General features: G+C 39.5%; 15 protein-coding genes. 5 read left to right on the top strand and 10 right to left on the bottom strand.

The window, feature by feature from the left end:
• Positions 1-152: 152 nt before the first annotated feature.
• Entirely contained in the window at positions 153-1,148 is a 996-nt protein-coding gene (locus A5886_RS02760) for a substrate-binding domain-containing protein (RefSeq protein WP_086273531.1), read from the top strand.
• 277 nt (positions 1,149-1,425) lie between these two features.
• Here the strand turns inward: A5886_RS02760 and mmsB are convergent, their stop codons facing one another.
• Genes mmsB through chvE form a run of 3 tightly spaced genes read right to left on the bottom strand, consistent with a single transcriptional unit; the run spans position 1,426 to position 5,304 of the window.
• Positions 1,426-2,628, bottom strand: a complete 1,203-nt coding sequence (gene mmsB, locus A5886_RS02755) for a multiple monosaccharide ABC transporter permease (protein WP_256926122.1) — start codon at positions 2,626-2,628, stop codon at positions 1,426-1,428.
• Positions 2,629-2,630: 2 nt separating this feature from the next.
• Complete coding sequence (mmsA, locus tag A5886_RS02750) at positions 2,631-4,163, bottom strand: multiple monosaccharide ABC transporter ATP-binding protein (protein WP_086273530.1); 1,533 nt, start codon at positions 4,161-4,163, stop codon at positions 2,631-2,633.
• Between the two features lie 46 nt (positions 4,164-4,209).
• Positions 4,210-5,304, bottom strand: coding sequence for a multiple monosaccharide ABC transporter substrate-binding protein (gene chvE, locus A5886_RS02745; RefSeq protein WP_506511087.1), 1,095 nt, complete (start codon positions 5,302-5,304; stop codon positions 4,210-4,212).
• Positions 5,305-6,047: 743 nt separating this feature from the next.
• On the opposite strand from chvE, the gene pepG1 reads away from it, so the two are divergent.
• Positions 6,048-6,200 carry a type I toxin-antitoxin system toxin PepG1 gene (gene pepG1, locus A5886_RS02740; RefSeq protein ID WP_086273529.1) on the top strand — a complete coding sequence of 51 codons (153 nt, stop codon included), beginning with the start codon at positions 6,048-6,050 and terminating at the stop codon, positions 6,198-6,200.
• 395 nt (positions 6,201-6,595) lie between these two features.
• On the top strand, positions 6,596-6,976 hold the full coding sequence (locus A5886_RS02735) for a type II toxin-antitoxin system HicB family antitoxin (RefSeq protein ID WP_086273528.1): 381 nt from the start codon (positions 6,596-6,598) through the stop codon (positions 6,974-6,976).
• A gap of 295 nt (positions 6,977-7,271) precedes the next feature.
• Here A5886_RS02735 and A5886_RS02730 read toward each other — a convergent pair whose 3' ends face one another.
• A complete protein-coding gene (locus A5886_RS02730; protein ID WP_086273527.1) occupies positions 7,272-8,120 on the bottom strand; it encodes a GIY-YIG nuclease family protein in 849 nt (282 codons plus the stop codon).
• 235 nt (positions 8,121-8,355) lie between these two features.
• On the opposite strand from A5886_RS02730, the gene A5886_RS02725 reads away from it, so the two are divergent.
• Positions 8,356-9,741 carry an MATE family efflux transporter gene (locus tag A5886_RS02725; RefSeq protein WP_256926246.1) on the top strand — a complete coding sequence of 462 codons (1,386 nt, stop codon included), beginning with the start codon at positions 8,356-8,358 and terminating at the stop codon, positions 9,739-9,741.
• Between the two features lie 88 nt (positions 9,742-9,829).
• Here A5886_RS02725 and A5886_RS02720 read toward each other — a convergent pair whose 3' ends face one another.
• From A5886_RS02720 to A5886_RS02705, 4 genes are all read right to left on the bottom strand, one after another.
• Positions 9,830-10,420, bottom strand: coding sequence for a hypothetical protein (locus A5886_RS02720; RefSeq protein ID WP_086273526.1), 591 nt, complete (start codon positions 10,418-10,420; stop codon positions 9,830-9,832).
• Positions 10,417-10,629 (bottom strand): helix-turn-helix transcriptional regulator, encoded by a 213-nt coding sequence (locus A5886_RS02715; protein WP_086273525.1) that lies wholly within the window; start codon positions 10,627-10,629, stop codon positions 10,417-10,419. The genes A5886_RS02720 and A5886_RS02715 overlap by 4 nt, the downstream gene beginning before the upstream one ends.
• Before the next feature lie 245 nt (positions 10,630-10,874).
• Positions 10,875-11,615, bottom strand: a complete 741-nt coding sequence (locus A5886_RS02710) for a GntR family transcriptional regulator (protein ID WP_086273524.1) — start codon at positions 11,613-11,615, stop codon at positions 10,875-10,877.
• A gap of 171 nt (positions 11,616-11,786) precedes the next feature.
• Positions 11,787-13,067 carry a PTS sugar transporter subunit IIC gene (locus tag A5886_RS02705; protein WP_086273523.1) on the bottom strand — a complete coding sequence of 427 codons (1,281 nt, stop codon included), beginning with the start codon at positions 13,065-13,067 and terminating at the stop codon, positions 11,787-11,789.
• 264 nt (positions 13,068-13,331) lie between these two features.
• Between A5886_RS02705 and A5886_RS02700 the strand changes: the two genes are divergently transcribed.
• Positions 13,332-14,048: a GntR family transcriptional regulator gene (locus A5886_RS02700; protein ID WP_086273522.1), complete on the top strand. Its 717-nt coding sequence runs from the start codon at positions 13,332-13,334 to the stop codon at positions 14,046-14,048.
• 118 nt (positions 14,049-14,166) lie between these two features.
• Here the strand turns inward: A5886_RS02700 and A5886_RS02695 are convergent, their stop codons facing one another.
• On the bottom strand, positions 14,167-16,026 hold the full coding sequence (locus A5886_RS02695) for an alpha/beta fold hydrolase (protein ID WP_086273521.1): 1,860 nt from the start codon (positions 16,024-16,026) through the stop codon (positions 14,167-14,169).
• A 136-nt stretch (positions 16,027-16,162) separates the two neighbouring features.
• On the bottom strand, positions 16,163-16,747 hold the full coding sequence (locus A5886_RS02690; RefSeq protein ID WP_086273520.1) for a TetR/AcrR family transcriptional regulator: 585 nt from the start codon (positions 16,745-16,747) through the stop codon (positions 16,163-16,165).
• Between the last annotated feature and the right edge of the window lie 528 nt (positions 16,748-17,275).

Here is a 17,275-nt window from a genome sequence, read left to right as displayed (position 1 = left end):
TATTTAATTAAAAATATTTAATTCACTAGATATATAAACCGCTTTCTTGACAAAAATTATAAATTACAGAAAAAGGAAACACAATAATTACTTTTTATTTTGTAATTACATGCTATACTAAAATAACTACATGCGTTGGAGGTAACTTTTTTATGACTAAAGTGACGATGCAACTCATTGCCGATTCTCTTGGCATATCTAAAAATTCCGTGTCCCAAGCTTTGAGAAACAAGTCTGGTGTAAGTCAAAAAACAAAAGATTTAGTTTGCAAAAAAGCAGAAGAATTAGGTTACAAATATAAAAAAAGTAATGCAAAAGTCATGCATCACTCTTTCTTATTGATTGCAACTGAATTCGCTTTTTCTCAGACCAGTTTTTTCGGTGAGATCGTTAAAAGTATTTTTATCGAAGCACAATCTTCAAATCACCAAGTGTCAACTTATACCATTACTGATCGAGATATTCGGCTATTTTCTTTACCAAAAAATTTGGAAAACTACGATGGGATCATTGTCCTCTCACATAGTGATGATTGTTACTTAGAGAAATTGATTCATTCAGGTATTCCCACTATTCTTGTTGACCACCATGGACCGACATTAATGACAGATTCTGTTCTAACAAATAACAGGGATGGTGCCTATGATGCAGTTTCTTTATTATTAGAAAACCATCATGAACAAATTGGTTTTATCGGTGATATTCGCTTTTCGCCAAGCTACTATGAACGTTTTATTGGCTATCAACGAGCACTGTCAGATCACGGAATCCCCTTTGATTCTTTGATTGAAATTACGGAGATAGAAGAATCACAAGGTGCACTATTCAATAAATTAAAACAGATTCCAGAGATGCCTGAAGCATGGTTTTGTGTCAACTCTGGTTTGGCATTTATGGTAAACAGTTTTTTACAGTCTGCCGGTTACACAATTCCTGAAGACATAAGTTTACTGTGTTTTGATGATACTGAATTTACCAGAACTGCTATATCGCCAATCACAAACGTTGCGACTGATTTGCATTATATGGGAAGTTTAGCCGTCAGAACGTTAATTAAAAGAATTGAAGAAAGTCATTCACCATTTATTCAACAAAAAATCTTGCCTCAGTTGACAATTCGCGGATCTGTTCTAAGGATTGATGCGTAAAACTCCATAATGATACATTTTTAAGATTTAAGAAATTAAGTGATGCGTGTTTCGTATATAAAAATAGAAACTACTCCTCACATGGAAATTAATAATATCGCGATAATTAATATAATTAAAATATATAAAAGAATGATTTATAAAAATTGGATACTGATACATTAAAAACAATGAAAAGCCTAAGACAAGAAGTATAATTGTACTATCTTATCCCAAGCTTCCTTTCTTTAATACTTTTTCTTACTTTATTTTTCCGTTCTCCTCAGCCTAAAACCTCCTACTCTCCCTTCCCTTTATTATAAATGTCAAAAGCTACCGCCAATAACAACACCGCACCCTTGATGGCTTGCTGCCAATCAACACCGATGCCCATGAGCGACATTCCATTATTCAAGATGCCCATCACCAACCCACCAATGATCGCACCCAAGACTGTGCCGATTCCGCCATAAGCTGATGCACCACCAATGTAGCACGCAGCAATCGCATCTAGCTCAAAACCATTGCCTGCTGTTGCCGTCGCAGCATTTAATCTAGCGGAGAATATCAGTCCCGCAATCGCAGATAAAACACCCATATTTACAAACATGATAAACTTGATTTTTCTTGTATCGATACCGGATAAGGCTGCGGCCTTTTCGTTGCCGCCGGTAGCATAGATGTGACGACCAACTGTGGTTCTATTTGCCATAAAGTGATAGAGGATGACAAGGACACCTAAGATAAGCAATACATTTGGAAAGCCTTCATAACTAGCCAGAATATACGTAAACCAAGAGATCGTCAGCATAACCAACCCAAGCTTCATCCCAAAAATAGGCGTAGATTCTATTGGAAAGCCATAACTGATTTTCTTCTTACGATTCTTCATCATAAACAACGTAAATAGCAATATACAAATCAGACCAATCATCAGTGTCGATAATTTTAAATCGGATACTACTGTGAATGGCGGAATAAAACCAGAACTGAGCATTTGAAATTGAGCTGGAAAAGGAGACAATGATTTACCGTCCAAAATCACAATCGTCAACCCGCGAAAGATCAACATCCCCGCCAATGTCGCAATAAAAGCAGGCACTTTCACGTATGCAATCCAAAACCCCTGAAAGGCGCCAATTGCCGCACCTACTAGCAAACACAGGATAATGGCGAATGGCGTCGGCAAGCCCATATTGATGGTAAAAATTGCAGATAGCGCACCTGTAAAGGCTACCACCGAACCGACGGATAGATCAATATCTCCTAGAATGACCAATAACACCATTCCGATGGCCAATATGAGAATATAGCTATTCTGCAAGATGATATTCGTGATATTCAATGGCTTTAATAAGACACCGTTACTCAAAATCTGAAAAGCAATCATAATGATAATCAGGAAAAAATACATGCTATACTTCTGAAAGGCTTTTTTGATAACCGCAGACACATTTTCTGTTGCTATGCTATTTTTGATTTGATATTCTTTCTTCTCCAACCTTAGACACCTACCTTATTCGTCATATTTTCCATCAACGTTTCTTGTGTTGCTTCTCCACGTAGAGTTTCGCTCGTGATCCGTCCCTCGTTCATCGTATAGATACGATCACACATACCCAGAATCTCTGGCAATTCAGAGGAGATAATACATACAGCCTTCCCCGCTCTCGCCATTTCTTGAATGATCAAATAAATGTCATATTTTGCCCCAACATCGATTCCTCGAGTTGGTTCGTCCAAAAACAAAACATCGGGTTGAGACAACAACCATTTGGCAAGGACGACTTTTTGTTGATTGCCGCCACTCAGGCTTTCAACCTCTTGAAATACATCGCGGCTTTTGATACGCATTTTGTCTTTATACAATTCGGCCTGCTTGATTTCTTCATTTTCGTCAATCACAGTCCCTCTCGAACAGTTCTTCAAACTCGCTAGGGACATATTTTCGGTGATCGATTCAATCAATACCAATCCATTCCCTTTTCGATCTTCGGTAGCATAAGCAATCCCTTCATCGATTGCTTTTTTCACATTCGATAAATGGATTTCTTGCCCTGCTTTAATTAATTGTCCTGTAATTTTTGTGCCATAACTTTTCCCAAAAATACTTCGAGCAAGCTCTGTTCGACCTGAACCCATTAAACCTGCGATACCAACAATTTCTCCACGTCTGATTGTGAGATTGATATCATCAAGTATTTTGCGGTCTGTATGTGTTGGATGAAATACATGCCAATTTCTGACTTCAAAATAGGGTTCGCCAATATTCGGAACATATTCAGGGTATCGATGATCCAAGCTTCTACCAACCATCCCTTTGATGATGCGGGTCTCACTCAACTCTCCGTTTTTGGCATACAATGTTTCAATCGTTTTGCCATCTCGGATAATCGTGACCGCATCAGACACAGCCATCACTTCATTTAATTTGTGAGAAATAATAATACAGGTGATGCCTTGTTTTTTAAATTCAAGCAATAATTGCAATAAGTTTTCGCTATCACTCTCATTGAGGGCTGCGGTAGGCTCATCTAAAATCAATATCTTTACATTCTTGGTAATCGCTTTAGCGATCTCCACAAGTTGTTGCTTGCCTACCCCGATATTTGTAATCAATGTACTGGGTTGTTCATCTAAGCCGACCTTCTCTAACAAGGTGTCTGTTTGTTTGATCGTTTCATCAATATCAATCACACCGTACGTACCAATTTCATTCCCCAAAAAAATATTTTCGGCAATCGATAGTTGCGGAACCAATGCTAATTCTTGATGAATGATGACGATGCCTAATTTTTCGCTTTCTTTGATGCCTTTAAACTGACATACTTGATCTTCAAAAACAATGTCTCCTTCATAATCCCCAGTTGGATAAACGCCACTCAGGACTTTCATCAAGGTTGATTTTCCTGCGCCATTTTCACCGCATAGCGCATGGATCTCCCCACGTTTCACGCGCAAATTCACATAATTTAACGCCTTAATACCAGAAAAAACTTTCGTGATGTTTCTCATTTCAAGGATACATTCTGACATGCTTTTCCTCCTATCCAATCTCAACTGACATGCCTTTGTTGGTCAATCACTCAATATCTGATGCAGCCAAATACCCACTATCGATCAATATTTCTTGATAATTTTGTATATCGACGGCGATTGGAATCAATAAGTTTGTCGGAACGACTTTGACATTGTTGTCATATGTTTCATGATCATTGACAGTCACTTCTTCCCCTTTTAACATTTGATCCACCATCTGTGCGGTAACATCTGCTAATTGCTGCGTATCTTTGAATACCGTCATGGATTGTCCACCTTCAATGATTGATTTTACAGAGGCCGTTTCAGCATCCTGCCCCGTGATCACAGGCATCGGTCGGTCGTTAGACCCATAGCCGACACTTCTCAAGGAAGATACGATACCCATCGCCACAGCATCATTGGGTGCCAATACAGCGTCTACTTGATCTTCTGTATAATTTCCACTGAGCAAATTATCCATCCGTGCTTGCGCCGTTGCGCCATCCCAGTTTTGAATTGCAATGCGGCTAAATTCCGTTTGACCGCTTTTGACAATAAGGGTTCCTGCATCAATATAAGGCTGTAACACCGATAACGCACCGTTATAGAAGAAACGGGCGTTGTTGTCATCGGGTGCCCCGCCAAACAGTTCAATATTGAATGGTCCTGCTTGATGATCTAATTCTAACGAATCAACTATATAATTCCCTTGCAAAACGCCCACACCGAAGTTATCAAATGTTGCATAATAATCGATGCCCTCTGCATTCATGATCAATCGATCGTAGGCGATGACTGGGATATCTTGACCTTTGGCTTTTTCCACCACATCTGTCAAAGCTTCGCCATCAATTGAAGCAATAACGATCACGTCAACGCCTTTGGTGATCATGTTTTCAATCTGTGATACTTGAGTAGGCACTTGGTCTTGTGCATATTGGATATCCGTCTGGTAGCCAAGTTCTTTGAATGTCTCTACCATATAGTCTCCATCTTTTTCCCAACGCTCTAATGCTTTTGAAGGCATCGCGATACCAATCGTCTTTTCTGCTTCACCGCTAGCTCCGCATGCTGTCAGAAACAGCAGTGCGCATACCATCCAAAGTCCTATCAGCCATTTACAGTTCATCGTTCTTTGTCCATTGCGTGTTTTCATATAGGTCGTTTCCCCTTTTCTTCCTTTTTTCTAATTGCTTTTCACATGTTGGTACCTCATTACGACAAGCGCATACAGGATTCTTGCCTGCTGCCACTAACGATATCGAATAGAAACCACCGGCTTACCATCTTCATGACCTAGGAATGAAGTGTCTCCACCATTTGCCCTCATGAAGGCTCACTACGACTTGATTATATGGTCAACTATGACTGCCTACTCTCGCATGAAGCCTTTCATAAGTGCATATCCGCTATTTCTTGCGTACCTTCTGCGCAGAAAGGAACGCAAGAAAAAAGGCATCAGACAAGATTGTCCAATGCCTTTGACATAGCAAAATAAGCGTCTAGCATCCCGTGAAATTTTCCAAATAAAATACCGATTTCACTATGCTGCTACTAGAAATCACAGGTATTTTTAGGTACAATAAACACGTTGATGCCTTGGCGTCAACTATGGCAACTTGATTGGTCAACCGTGTTAAGGGCATGACTGATCAGGGCCTCGTAACAGTATTGCCGTACTGTGATGAGGTGCCTATTTTTTTTGGTTTCTATTCGGTATTAGTGTAGCGGATTTTGGAAGGGGTTGCAAGCGAACAAGGGTGGAAATCTATATAAATTCTTCAAATAAAGGGTTGCACCTAATGAATTTAGATAAAAAAGCTATCATTTGTGCGATATAATCGATTATGACAGTAAAGTTTAATGACGGTGGTGATTCCTTGAAAAAAGGTGGTGCTTATGAACATACGCACAGAATCTTATGAAAGGAGAAGCCTTTTGTCCGCATACGAAACGATTCAGACCATCCTCGGCTTTGGTATGTTTACCGTTGCTTTGATCAGTCTGACCGTAAAGTTGCTTAAAAACGACAAAAATAAGCCGTCACTTTAGCAGAGATCGACTTATTTTTTAGTTAATATCTCTTGTCACCGTTCTTTAAGCGGTGCTGTCATAAGGGGCGTTGTTAGCGCAACTCCCCCTTTACAAATTCATTATATCATCAACCTCCTGAAAAAACTACATAAACACCGATTCTAGGAAACCAGTCTTTTTTTGAGCCGTATGCGGTGGAGTCAGTTCGTATACGTCCGATTTACGCATTCATTTTCTTTTTTTCTTTTTTTCTTTTGAAGGAAATTCCGTTGTTGAGACATTCGTGTTACATGGTTTTAGCAAAAAAAAACAAATTGACCATAGTCCGTATAATCAAATTATAAAGAAACTATTCTTAATCAGATCACAAGTACATAAATATTGTTACTCGGTTAAAAAAGGAGACGATACAAATGTTAAAAACCTATCCGGCCATCTTCCACATTGAGGAAGACGGCTATTCAGTTACCTTCCCAGAATTTAACGGTGGGACACAAGGTGATTCGTTAGACGAAGCGATGGTAGAAGCGAAAGATTGTTTATCTAGCATGATTGCTTATTATATAGATAAACAATTGACATTACCTGAGCCCTCCGATATTCGATCGATTATTTTGGAAGATACTGCTGATTTTATGACCTTGATCCAAGCAGATCCTAGGCCTTATATTCATGGAAACAAAACGATTCGTAAAAACGTAACGATACCTGAATGGTTAGCAAAGAAAGCGGAGAAAGAGCAAATCAATTTTTCTGAGACGTTGACAGAGGCGTTGTATAAGAAGTTTGGATGAGTATAACCAAATCCCCACAAAAAGTGATAGTTCAGGTCACTTTTTGTGGGGATTTTCACACATTATTTCTTCAATCAGTACTTGTTTCTAAACTCCGTTTGCATATCTTTCAACCAAGGCATACTCGACATAATCTAAAATACTTGCATGAAATTCTTTACTCGATATCCCCACAGAATCTAAATATTGTTGGTTATTCTTTAGTGCTTTAGCAAATAATTTCTTATCTGTTTTATTCAATGGAATCTGATAAAGCAGATTCGCTAAAGACAAATAAACCGCTAATAATCCCTCACTAATTCAAATTATACCCATGTTTTCTAGTATCCAATACACGCTTCCAATAGGACTCTCTCTGATTGATCACGTCATCAGCAACCGTACTTCTAAACATTTCAATCAATGTAAATGTGAAATATTGTTCAAAATGGTATTGTCCCTTTTCTTCTAGTAAATTTTTAAGTGCAACATCTCCACCGTGATAACTCGATATATAAGATGCCCACCTTTGCCAAATCATCTCATTCCCATCAGCTTTACCTATATAAAGCTTGCCGTTACTCTTATCCGTTAAAGCATAGATTCCTTTAACAGATGCTAATGCGGTTTTCCATGAAGGGGATTCAACAGCATAAAGACCTTTCAGCTCACGGAAAGTTAAGCTCACATTATCATACCCTTCGAATTCTAGTCCCTCATAAACATCAGGTAGAATTTCGGCCACAATCATTTCCTGAATCATAGTTTCTGGTTTAAATTTAGTTCCTTGATAACCTCTTTTTTTCTTATAGTCAACAACAACTCTTCCCGAAAAACACTTATACTTTTCCACTTCTTTCACTTCATAAATAATTCCCTGAGAATTCGCGTACTCTCCGATAATTTCAAATATACCCGCGAACAACCATTGATGTTTACTATTTGGCATCATGACAAAATGTCCGACATAATCTCTATCCTTGGAAAAATGCGCTTTTTTATCATAATGACCTTTTTTCCAACTCACATATTCTACAAATCTTTGTTTATTCGTATAAAATAAAAAAATCGGATCCTCAATTTGATTGCTCTTATTTAACTTGAAGTTTATATTTTTTAAATTCTCTTCTGATAAGTTAAAGATATCATTTAGTTTAATATCCAAATCTTCCACCCACTACTGAATAAATTTCATATTAAAAATATATAAATAATTATAAACATTCATAGTAGTTTTAACAAGCAACCATCTTTATATGCCACTTCGAAGATGACGATAATTTTCTCTCAGTAAAATAGAAGTACCCCTTCAAATTCACATTGACACAAGCCACCATAAACGATAGCATAAAAATGAAACCGTGTGCAAAATCAAATATAAGGGTGTGTCCTCGTTGAATATGATCAAAACTGCACTGCATCACAGCGGCAATTGGCTAAAGAATGTTTATTCCGGACAAGATATTGCTTATCCGTTTATCCTCGCACTTGTGTTACCCGTGATTCTCGATCAATTTTTTCTTGTGAGTTTTAATTTTGTCAATACAGCGATGATCAGCTCCGCTGGTACAGAAGCAGTTAGTGCGGTCAGTATGGTTGGCAGCTTGCATTTCTTTTTGGTCAACACGTTTACTGCAGTGGGATTGGGTGGAACGGTCTTGATGGCACAATATTTCGGCAAAAAGGAGCACAAACAACTCAGCAAAGTATGCAGTGGCACAGTCTACGGTGCCGTCTTTGTGGCTTGTTCAGTCAGTATTTTGATTGCTGTTTTTCACCAAGGTATCTTGCAGTTGCTATTCGGACAAGCAGAACCGCTGGTTTTGGAGAATGCCAAGATTTATTTGTTGGGGTTATTGGCCTCATATCCATTGCAAGCAGTAGTAGAAGGAACAAATGGTAGTTTGAGAGGGATTGGCCGCACGAAGTCCTCATTAAAATTGTCGTTGCTGATGAATTTTGTCTATATTGTCTTCAATATTCTTTTTTTACATGTGCTGGGGTTGGGGATGATTGGTTTGATCAGTTCTCTCTTGATTTCACGGCTGATTGGGATGCTGTTTGCAGTTTACACCTTGCGCATCAATCGCGGTCTCTTTTTATTAAAGAAAGATGACTTTCTGCACATTCGTCTGCAAGTAATTAGCAAAGTCTTGAAAATCAGTATTCCCTTTGCTGCAGAATCATTGTTTTTCAACGGTGGAAAAATCATCATCCAAACAATGATCGTTAGTTTTGGAACCAATGTGATTGCAACCAACGCGATTGCTTCGTCATGGATTCAAATTTCTGAAATCATTCCGAGTGCATTGGCCACTTCTCTTGTACCGATTGTTGGACAAAGCATTGGACGGGACAATATTGCAGACGCCAAGAAGTTTACGAAAGCCTTAGTATTGACCGGAATGGTGGCATTTCTGGTCGTCGATTTGAGTCTGCTGCCTTTCTTTTCATTTGGGATGCGCCTGTTCAATCCGCCGGCAGTGATTGTTCCAGCGATTTATAGGCTTTATTTGATTGCCATCGTGATGCACTTTCTAACTTGGAGCATTGGCTTCATTTTGCCTGCTGCACTGCGTGCTGCCGGAGATGCCAACTTCACGACCATCGCCTCGCTACTTTCGATGTGGATTTTCCGAATTGGTATGGGATACTTGGCAGGCATCGTTTTGGGTTATGGATTGACAGGAATTTATGTCGTGATGACCATTGAATGGGGCGTTCGGGGTCTGATTTTCTTGCTGCGATTTAGAGGGAATAAGTGGTATCAACATACGTTGACGTAAGAGGTAATTGTTTGTTTTTACACAAAAAAGCTAAAACCATCTTTTGGATGATTTTAGCTTTTTTGATCCTCTGATTTAACCCAAACTTTTATAAACGCTCTCTCTTATCCATATATAATCGAATCCATCCCAAGCAACCAACGACAAAACAGGCCAAAATCAACCAAAATCCAGAATCGATTGCAATCCTACCATTGGCGAAGAAAGATTGTGTACCGATAATCGTATCACGTATATATAAGAACAGGCCCACAGCGCCGAATCCAGTCAAGATACTTAAAGAAGCATATCTCTCTTTTGGGGACTCATTGAATGCGAACAAACTATCCGTGATGATTTGATAACCAAAAATGGTCATACTCGTAAGCCCCACAACAAAGAAAACGAGCTGATTATTCCCGCCAAAGTAATTGGGTGTCAGAAACAACAATAAACCACCAACAGTCAATCCTAATTCATAACTTCTACTTTTCAATTTTAGTTGCCGTTCATCATATGTCTTTTTTCCAAGCCGAACCCCGCGTGTCAACCAAAGCACCAACGCCAGAATGAGATAAAAGACAATGAGAAAGATCAGGCCAACATACCACTTGCCTAACCAAGCAAACACGACTAAATTCCCGACTGTCCAGATCAATAGCAAGATTTTTTGTATGATATCAGAACGAAAAAATTTCATTTAGCTTTCCCCCCGGTCAATTTGAACACATCCTCAACTGGCATTCGGAAGTAATAGGCAATACGCAATGCTAGTTCTAAGGATGGGTTGTATTTATTGGTCTCAATTGCATTGATCGTCTGCCTAGAAACGCCCACGATTTCTGCCAATTCACCTTGCGACAAGCCGATATTTTCACGGATAGTTCTCACGCGATTGACTACAGACATCTCTTCACTCCTGTCAAGTTTCCTTTACATGTAATATAGCATACACTTGGACAGGTGTAAAGGTTCCTTTACATTTAAAATCCTTTTTTTCACTGAACCGTATACGAGGGTTGTTCAATTTTACAGGAAATAAACACAAGAAGAACTACGACACGTCGCTGAGAAAACAAAAAACGTGTTACGAAAGCCGTCGCTCTCCTAACACGTTTTTATAATTTTCATCAATCTATGTGCTTAATCCTCAACTACTTTTTATACCCTTGCATGAGATCCGGTTTCATATCCAACATCGAGTAACCTTTCACATCATAGCGATTGCGACTATAAGAATAATCGATTGGACGGCCAGATTCCAAATAAATGATCTGCTCCAATTCCAATACTGGATCGTCCTCTTTACAGTCCAGGTATCTTTGATCATATTGATCACTTTTGGCTGCTTGAAACGTTCGATACGCCCCAGCAAACCGATAACCCAAATCTTGAAGAATGTACTCATAAACCGAGTCTTCTAGAATGTCCTTCGTTAACCCACTGACCAAGTCAACTGGCATAAAGGAGTGCTCAAGTATATAGGGATTGTCTTCAAGAATACGCAGTCGAATCACATGATAGACGGGTTGCTCAGCTGTCACTTGCAACATCTCTTGGATCCGCTCATCTGGGAAGCAAACCTCAAAGGTGATGACTTGACTCGTCAAGCGCCGTTTTTCTTGCTTCATTTGGTAACTTAATCCTTTGTATTCAGTAACGGATGACGTATCCTTGCCTGCAAAGGAATGATTCAATACTTTGGTGCCAGAACCTCGTTTTGTCAGCAACAAGCCTTCCATAATCAGGATATTGACTGCATTCTTGATCGTCATGCGGCTTACGCCAAACTCTTCGACCAATTCTGTTTGATATGGCAGAAAACTATCTTTGGGATACGTCCCATCTTTGATTCTCTTACGCAATTCATCTGCAATCTCCAAATACTTCGGCATCTTTGCCACCTCCAAAACGACATCCTATTTTTTTATAAAAGAACCGGCCATCGAACATGTGCATCACCCGCATATACTGATCTTGTTACGCCATACGGTGCGCTGTTACATGGTTGTTCGCGGCCGGTAGTGATGGATTGATTTCTTTTCTTTTCTTATCTTACGCGTAAATTACGCGTTTTTTTCACGACGGGTTTCTTGGATTTGCGCCATTTTCACAAATGGTAAGTAAATCACAACCGACAAAATCAAGTTGACTGCTGCCAAAATTCCGCCAGCAATACTTTGTGTAGATAAAATACCGCCGATGATCGGTGGTGTCGTCCATGGTGCAATCACGGTAGCCGCAGGCACAAGCCCGGTGGACGTTGCGAAATACGCTGTAGTGACCAGAACCAATGGTGTCAACACGTATGGAATGAACAAAATCGGGTTCAAGACAACTGGCAGACCAAACATCACTGGCTCATTGATCATAAAGATGCCTGGAGCGACTGATAATTTTGCGACAGTCATATAAGCTTTATGGTGACGTGCAACTAAGAAAATCGCAATCAGCAAGCCCAATGTTGCCCCAGTACCACCGATGTTGACGAAAGAATCAAAGAACGGTTTGTTGACGATATACGGCAAATCTGTGCCCGCTTGTAATGCTTTCGCGTTGGCTTCGATTGCTGGTACGTTGATTGTTTGCATAAATGGATCGATGATATTTGCACCATGCAAACCAAAGAACCATAAGAAAGCGGAGATAAAACCTAGCAATAGTGCAGCTGGATAGGAATTCGCCAAGCCCATGAATGGTTGTTGTACCAACTCGTAGAATGACAGAACGATACTTGTCACACCGAATGCTTGGAAAATTGCAGTAACCAAAGCAAAAATCGAAATAGTGATCATTGCGGGGAACAAAGCCGCAAATGAACGAGAAACTGCAGGTGGCACCCCATCAGGCATATTGATAACCAAACGTGGATTGCCAGCCAAACGACGGAAGATCTCAGTTGAAATAATTGCAACGATCAATGCCAAGAATAATCCTTGAGAACCCAATCCGGCAGCTGTCAATAATCCATCAGGACCTGTAGCCATTGCGCCTAAAGCAAAGAAACTTGCTACAGAGATCGCACCAGCACCTAAAGCATCTTGATTGTAGCTCTTAGCTAAATTATACGATACCGTGAAAGCGATTAAAAGTCCTAGTATAGAAAAAGTACCTGCTGATAAGTTGTTCCCAAACGCTTGCCACGTCCCCTCACCGAAAATCCCATTCATAAAATCAATATATGCAGGAATCGGCAAATTGTTGATCAATACCCCAAATGAACCTAAGATCATCAACGGCATTGTGACAATAAACCCATCCCGAATGGCAACTAAATGTCTTTGAGAGCCAATTCTAGAAGCAATCGGAATAAAATGCTTCTCCATAAATCCAATAAATTTATCCATTGTTTTTTCCCCTTTCAAACCCTTACAAAATATTGAAACCGATTTCTAGTAAAGAATAGCACGGTAACGTTTTCATGTCTAGTCTTTTCTTTAAGCAAACCAATCTTTTTTACAACCTAGATTAACATTTGTACCAACTATACTTTTATAGTTAGGTTCGATCTATCCAAAAAACCAATATACTAGGCTATAATAACCATAAAGAAACAAGCTGCTGATTGTCGAACGGGCGATTTTCAGCTATACTTCTTGGGAGGTGATAAGATGCCAAAATATCAAGAAATTGCCACTATCCTACGTACACGCATCAATAATCAAACCTATCCACCCGGCAGTTTGTTGCCGAACCAGGTAGACTTAGTCACAGAATTTGGCGTCAGTAGAATGACAATAAAAAAAGCCGTCGGCCTTTTGGCGATGGAAGGACTTGTCTATTCCCAAAGAGGTGCCGGCACAAAAATATTGAATCATCCCTTCTTAAAGAAAGATACGACCGCTTTAACTGTTTACGAAGGATTATCGACAGAAATGCGTAAAGCTGGCCGCAAGTTGACCAGTAAAGTCATTGATTTTCAAGTTGAATTTCCCGACCAAACCACACAAGAAAAGTTGATGCTCACAGAAAGTCAGCCCGTCTACAAGATCGTCCGCTTACGGATTCTAGAGGACCAGCCATTTATTCTGGAGCATACCATGATGCCCGTCCATCTGGTGCCCAACCTCAATCGACATCATTTAGAGCAGTCAATTTATCAATACGTAAAAGAAGAGTTAGGCATTCAGTTTGCTGGTGCTTATCGAACAATCGTTGCAGACAAGAGTGCTGCTTACGACCAACAGTATTTGAACTGCTTGTCTGATGACCCGGTTTTGGAAATCGAACAAATCGTTTATCAGAAGAACGGCGCACCAATTGAGTATTCACGCAGTCGCAATCGGTATGATATGCGGGCTTATTCTTATTTAGATGTGCAACAGTAAAGAGTTTGTATTATGGGATAGAAAATGAAAAACTAGCAGACCGGTTTTGGTTTGCTATTTTTTTTGTGGTTATTTTACGTGTGGGTGGATAGCATTTATAAATAAATAGGTCTGTAACTCAAAATCTAATATGATTTTTGCCAATCTGATCCTTTACCGGTTCTCGGTTCAACACCCTGTCAATACTAGCAGCCGTTTCCTCAGGATGACTAATTGGAAAATAATGACCATAGGGTACTGTCTCTTTTACAGACAAATATTCCGGCCGGTTATACTGCTTATCCCCAGAACCCCAAATAGTTGAAAATGACTGCTGTAGTGTTTTTCGAAAGTTCATTTTATTTAAATACCTATTGATTGTCATATTCGTCCGTAAGATTCTAGGTGATTTTGTGCTACGTTTTAACTTCAAAAAATAAGACGCTGAAGAATGATCGTCTGTTGGAAAAAGGCCTTGTTTACTAAAATAAGCGGCAATTTGGTGCATACTTGCACTTTTTAACAAACCTTTTGTCAACCAAATCGGGGGTGTCAGTCGTGCTTTACCCACTGGTGGCTGCAACAGCAGTAAGTTCTGATGATCTGAAAAAAGCTGCTTTTCGGATGCTTGTAACAGAAGTGCTGCACCAAATGAGTGCCCAATGAAAGTTGCCTGCCCTTTCGTGACTTGTTGAATGCGTTCAATCGTTTGAATATACGGGTTGAGTAGTTGATCATCTGGTTGGAAGGGTGAACGGCCAAAGCCCGGTAAATCGACTATCCAAATGGGTCGATTATTTGTTTCATGCAATGCTATTCCCAAAGCAAACAAGTCTGCCCCCTCACTGAATAAGCCATGGATCAATACGATGGGGTCTCCTTCTCCTTGTAATTGATACACGCAAGCAAAACCGATAATGGTTCTCGTATATGGCGTAATTTCTTGGTTCCCAAAGGTCAATCTATGGTCTACATCCGCCACCACAAATGGCAACGACGGCGGAGCAAAGAGCTGCTCAATGACGGTAGGCGAGAAATCAGTTTTCACTTGCTGATTGTCAAAGTGTCGATCTGTGATAAAATGCAAACTTTCTTTGGCTACACCAGTGTAACGACTCCCACCTAGAGTCATGATCGTTTTTAGAAAAGAGATTGGTACAACGATTTTCGGTTCTGTCATGTGCATCGCAGCAGTCACCACCCGCATCATTTCTGGCAGTGATCTATCATCAGGCGGATTTTGAACCAATGTATAGGTTGCCATTGATTGATTTTGGTGAAAGAGTGCTTCAATCACAAATGCCGCAAAGACATCATTGTGAATGACTGGCAAACGGTATGTCTTGCCACCGGGAATAACCGGCAAATACCCGCCTCGGATAATTTTTATAAATAAGCCAAATCCTGTAAGCTGCGCTGTATCACCAGTTTGCCTGTTGCCGATTACAGTGGGCGGATTGATAACCGTTAGGGGAAAATTTTCTTGTAAGGCAATTTGCCGCATATAAATATCCGCTTGAAATTTCATCTGTTCATAAAAGGAATCACCCATCAATAAGGGGTGCATGTGCGTAAAGACATCATGGTCTTCCCAGACAGATACCTCATTTGTAAATGGACTCATATATCCAACAATGTGAATAAACTGTTTCAGTCCCGTTCTACGCTGGATTTCCCCAGCAAAAGTAGCCACATGCTTGGCACCTTGTAAGAAAGATTGTTGCGCTTCTTCTTTCGATAGTGTGATATCCATCGGCCCACCGCAGTGAATCAGTGCATCGCAGGATAAGGCGATGTCTTTCTCCTCATCCGTCAATCCTAGACTTGGCTGGGTAATATCACCCTGGACCAATTGAATCATCCCACGATTGCATGCCTTCAAACTGGCTGCTTTTTCTTTTTGTCTCACCAATAGAACCATCTCAACATCTTGCAGTGCAAGCTGTCTTACGATTTCACTACCAATAAACCCAGTTGCGCCGATTATCAATACCTTCATATGCCACCCCTCCTTAGTACTGAATAGTACTAATCTAATATATAAAAAAACTGATAGCATATTGGTCAAATATAGTTATTTCTTTGACCTATACTATCAGAGAATGCGTACATTCTTATTGTACGTTAACGACTGACTACCTAAGCAGTGTAAACAACTGCTTGGCTGTTGTTATGATGATTTGATTGTCTTTTTTGACCTCCGCCAGAAATAAAGCACCTTCTAGGTTGGTGATAAACAGATTGGCTACTTCATTTGGATCAAGCGTTGTCGAAAACTCGTTTTTTTCAATCCCTTCTTGAATCAATTGCCCACAGATTGTCGTGAGTTGTGCAAAAAATGCCGTGATTTTTTCTTTGACTTTGGTTTCTTCATTTGGTGCTTGAATCGATAATGTGATGAACGGACACCCACCCTGATATCCTCTTGATTCGATACCGGTTGCAAGGGAAGATAGAAATAAGATGATTCTCTCTTCTACTGTTAACTTGACACGAGAAAGAGCTGATTCTAACTCCATCCGATATGTTTCCATCCAATGATCAATTACCGCCAATAGCAACTCATCTTTATTTGCAAAGTGGTAATAGACATTTGATTTAGAGACCTTACTCGCACGGACGATTTCATCCATGCTGGTATAGACAAACCCTTGTTCAAAAAATAATTGCGACGCCACGTCAATCACATGCTGTTTGTTTGCTGTTTTATTAATTGTCATACTAGTACTATATAGTACTAGTATAGAAAAAGCAAGGAGCTGTTTTTGCAAGGGTTTGATTGGTGGAGTGTTTAAGTTAGAGAAGTCTTTATATACACTTATAAGGTATTTATTTAGATGAATGCAAAAAACCAAAACAGATTTATTAGACATCTGTTTTGGTTTCATTTATATTTTTTCATCAGTTCTTATTGATCAAGTGCAAATAAAAAAGCTATAGCCCTTACACATCAAGGTTTCTAGCTTCAAAACAGGTGTTACCCCACAGACCCTCCCAGCAGAAAGTTAGCTTTTTATGAAGGTTATAAAGGACTCTAAACGCTGATATAACAGTATTCTATTTTTCTTGTGAATACTGTTTTATTCCGTTAATTTTTGCCAATTATAGTTAATTTTGAATTATTTTAATTGAAAACACAAAGATAATTTTGTGATTTTGGCAAGAAAAATATTATAGCAAGCTGGAACAAATACACATAAATTTCTTTCACTTCAAGATTTAATATTTAAATAGTTTATACCTTTCTC

The organism is Candidatus Enterococcus testudinis (genome assembly GCF_002140915.1).
Lineage (GTDB): Bacteria > Bacillota > Bacilli > Lactobacillales > Enterococcaceae > Enterococcus_D > Enterococcus_D testudinis.
Note: the sequence above shows the minus strand (reverse complement) of the source record. Positions and strands in the feature narration are given on the sequence as shown.

Bases quoted from the DNA above. Each gene is read 5' to 3' on its own strand.
- A5886_RS02760 (WP_086273531.1), top strand. From the start codon at position 153: ATGACTAAAGTGACGATGCAACTCATTGCCGATTCTCTTGGCATATCT.
- mmsA (WP_086273530.1), bottom strand. From the start codon at position 4,163: ATGTCAGAATGTATCCTTGAAATGAGAAACATCACGAAAGTTTTTTCT.
- chvE (WP_506511087.1), bottom strand. From the start codon at position 5,304: ATGAAAACACGCAATGGACAAAGAACGATGAACTGTAAATGGCTGATA.
- pepG1 (WP_086273529.1), top strand. From the start codon at position 6,048: ATGAACATACGCACAGAATCTTATGAAAGGAGAAGCCTTTTGTCCGCA.
- A5886_RS02735 (WP_086273528.1), top strand. From the start codon at position 6,596: ATGTTAAAAACCTATCCGGCCATCTTCCACATTGAGGAAGACGGCTAT.
- A5886_RS02725 (WP_256926246.1), top strand. From the start codon at position 8,356: ATGATCAAAACTGCACTGCATCACAGCGGCAATTGGCTAAAGAATGTT.
- A5886_RS02720 (WP_086273526.1), bottom strand. From the start codon at position 10,420: ATGAAATTTTTTCGTTCTGATATCATACAAAAAATCTTGCTATTGATC.
- A5886_RS02715 (WP_086273525.1), bottom strand. From the start codon at position 10,629: ATGTCTGTAGTCAATCGCGTGAGAACTATCCGTGAAAATATCGGCTTG.
- A5886_RS02710 (WP_086273524.1), bottom strand. From the start codon at position 11,615: ATGCCGAAGTATTTGGAGATTGCAGATGAATTGCGTAAGAGAATCAAA.
- A5886_RS02705 (WP_086273523.1), bottom strand. From the start codon at position 13,067: ATGGATAAATTTATTGGATTTATGGAGAAGCATTTTATTCCGATTGCT.
- A5886_RS02700 (WP_086273522.1), top strand. From the start codon at position 13,332: ATGCCAAAATATCAAGAAATTGCCACTATCCTACGTACACGCATCAAT.
- A5886_RS02695 (WP_086273521.1), bottom strand. From the start codon at position 16,026: ATGAAGGTATTGATAATCGGCGCAACTGGGTTTATTGGTAGTGAAATC.
- A5886_RS02690 (WP_086273520.1), bottom strand. From the start codon at position 16,747: ATGACAATTAATAAAACAGCAAACAAACAGCATGTGATTGACGTGGCG.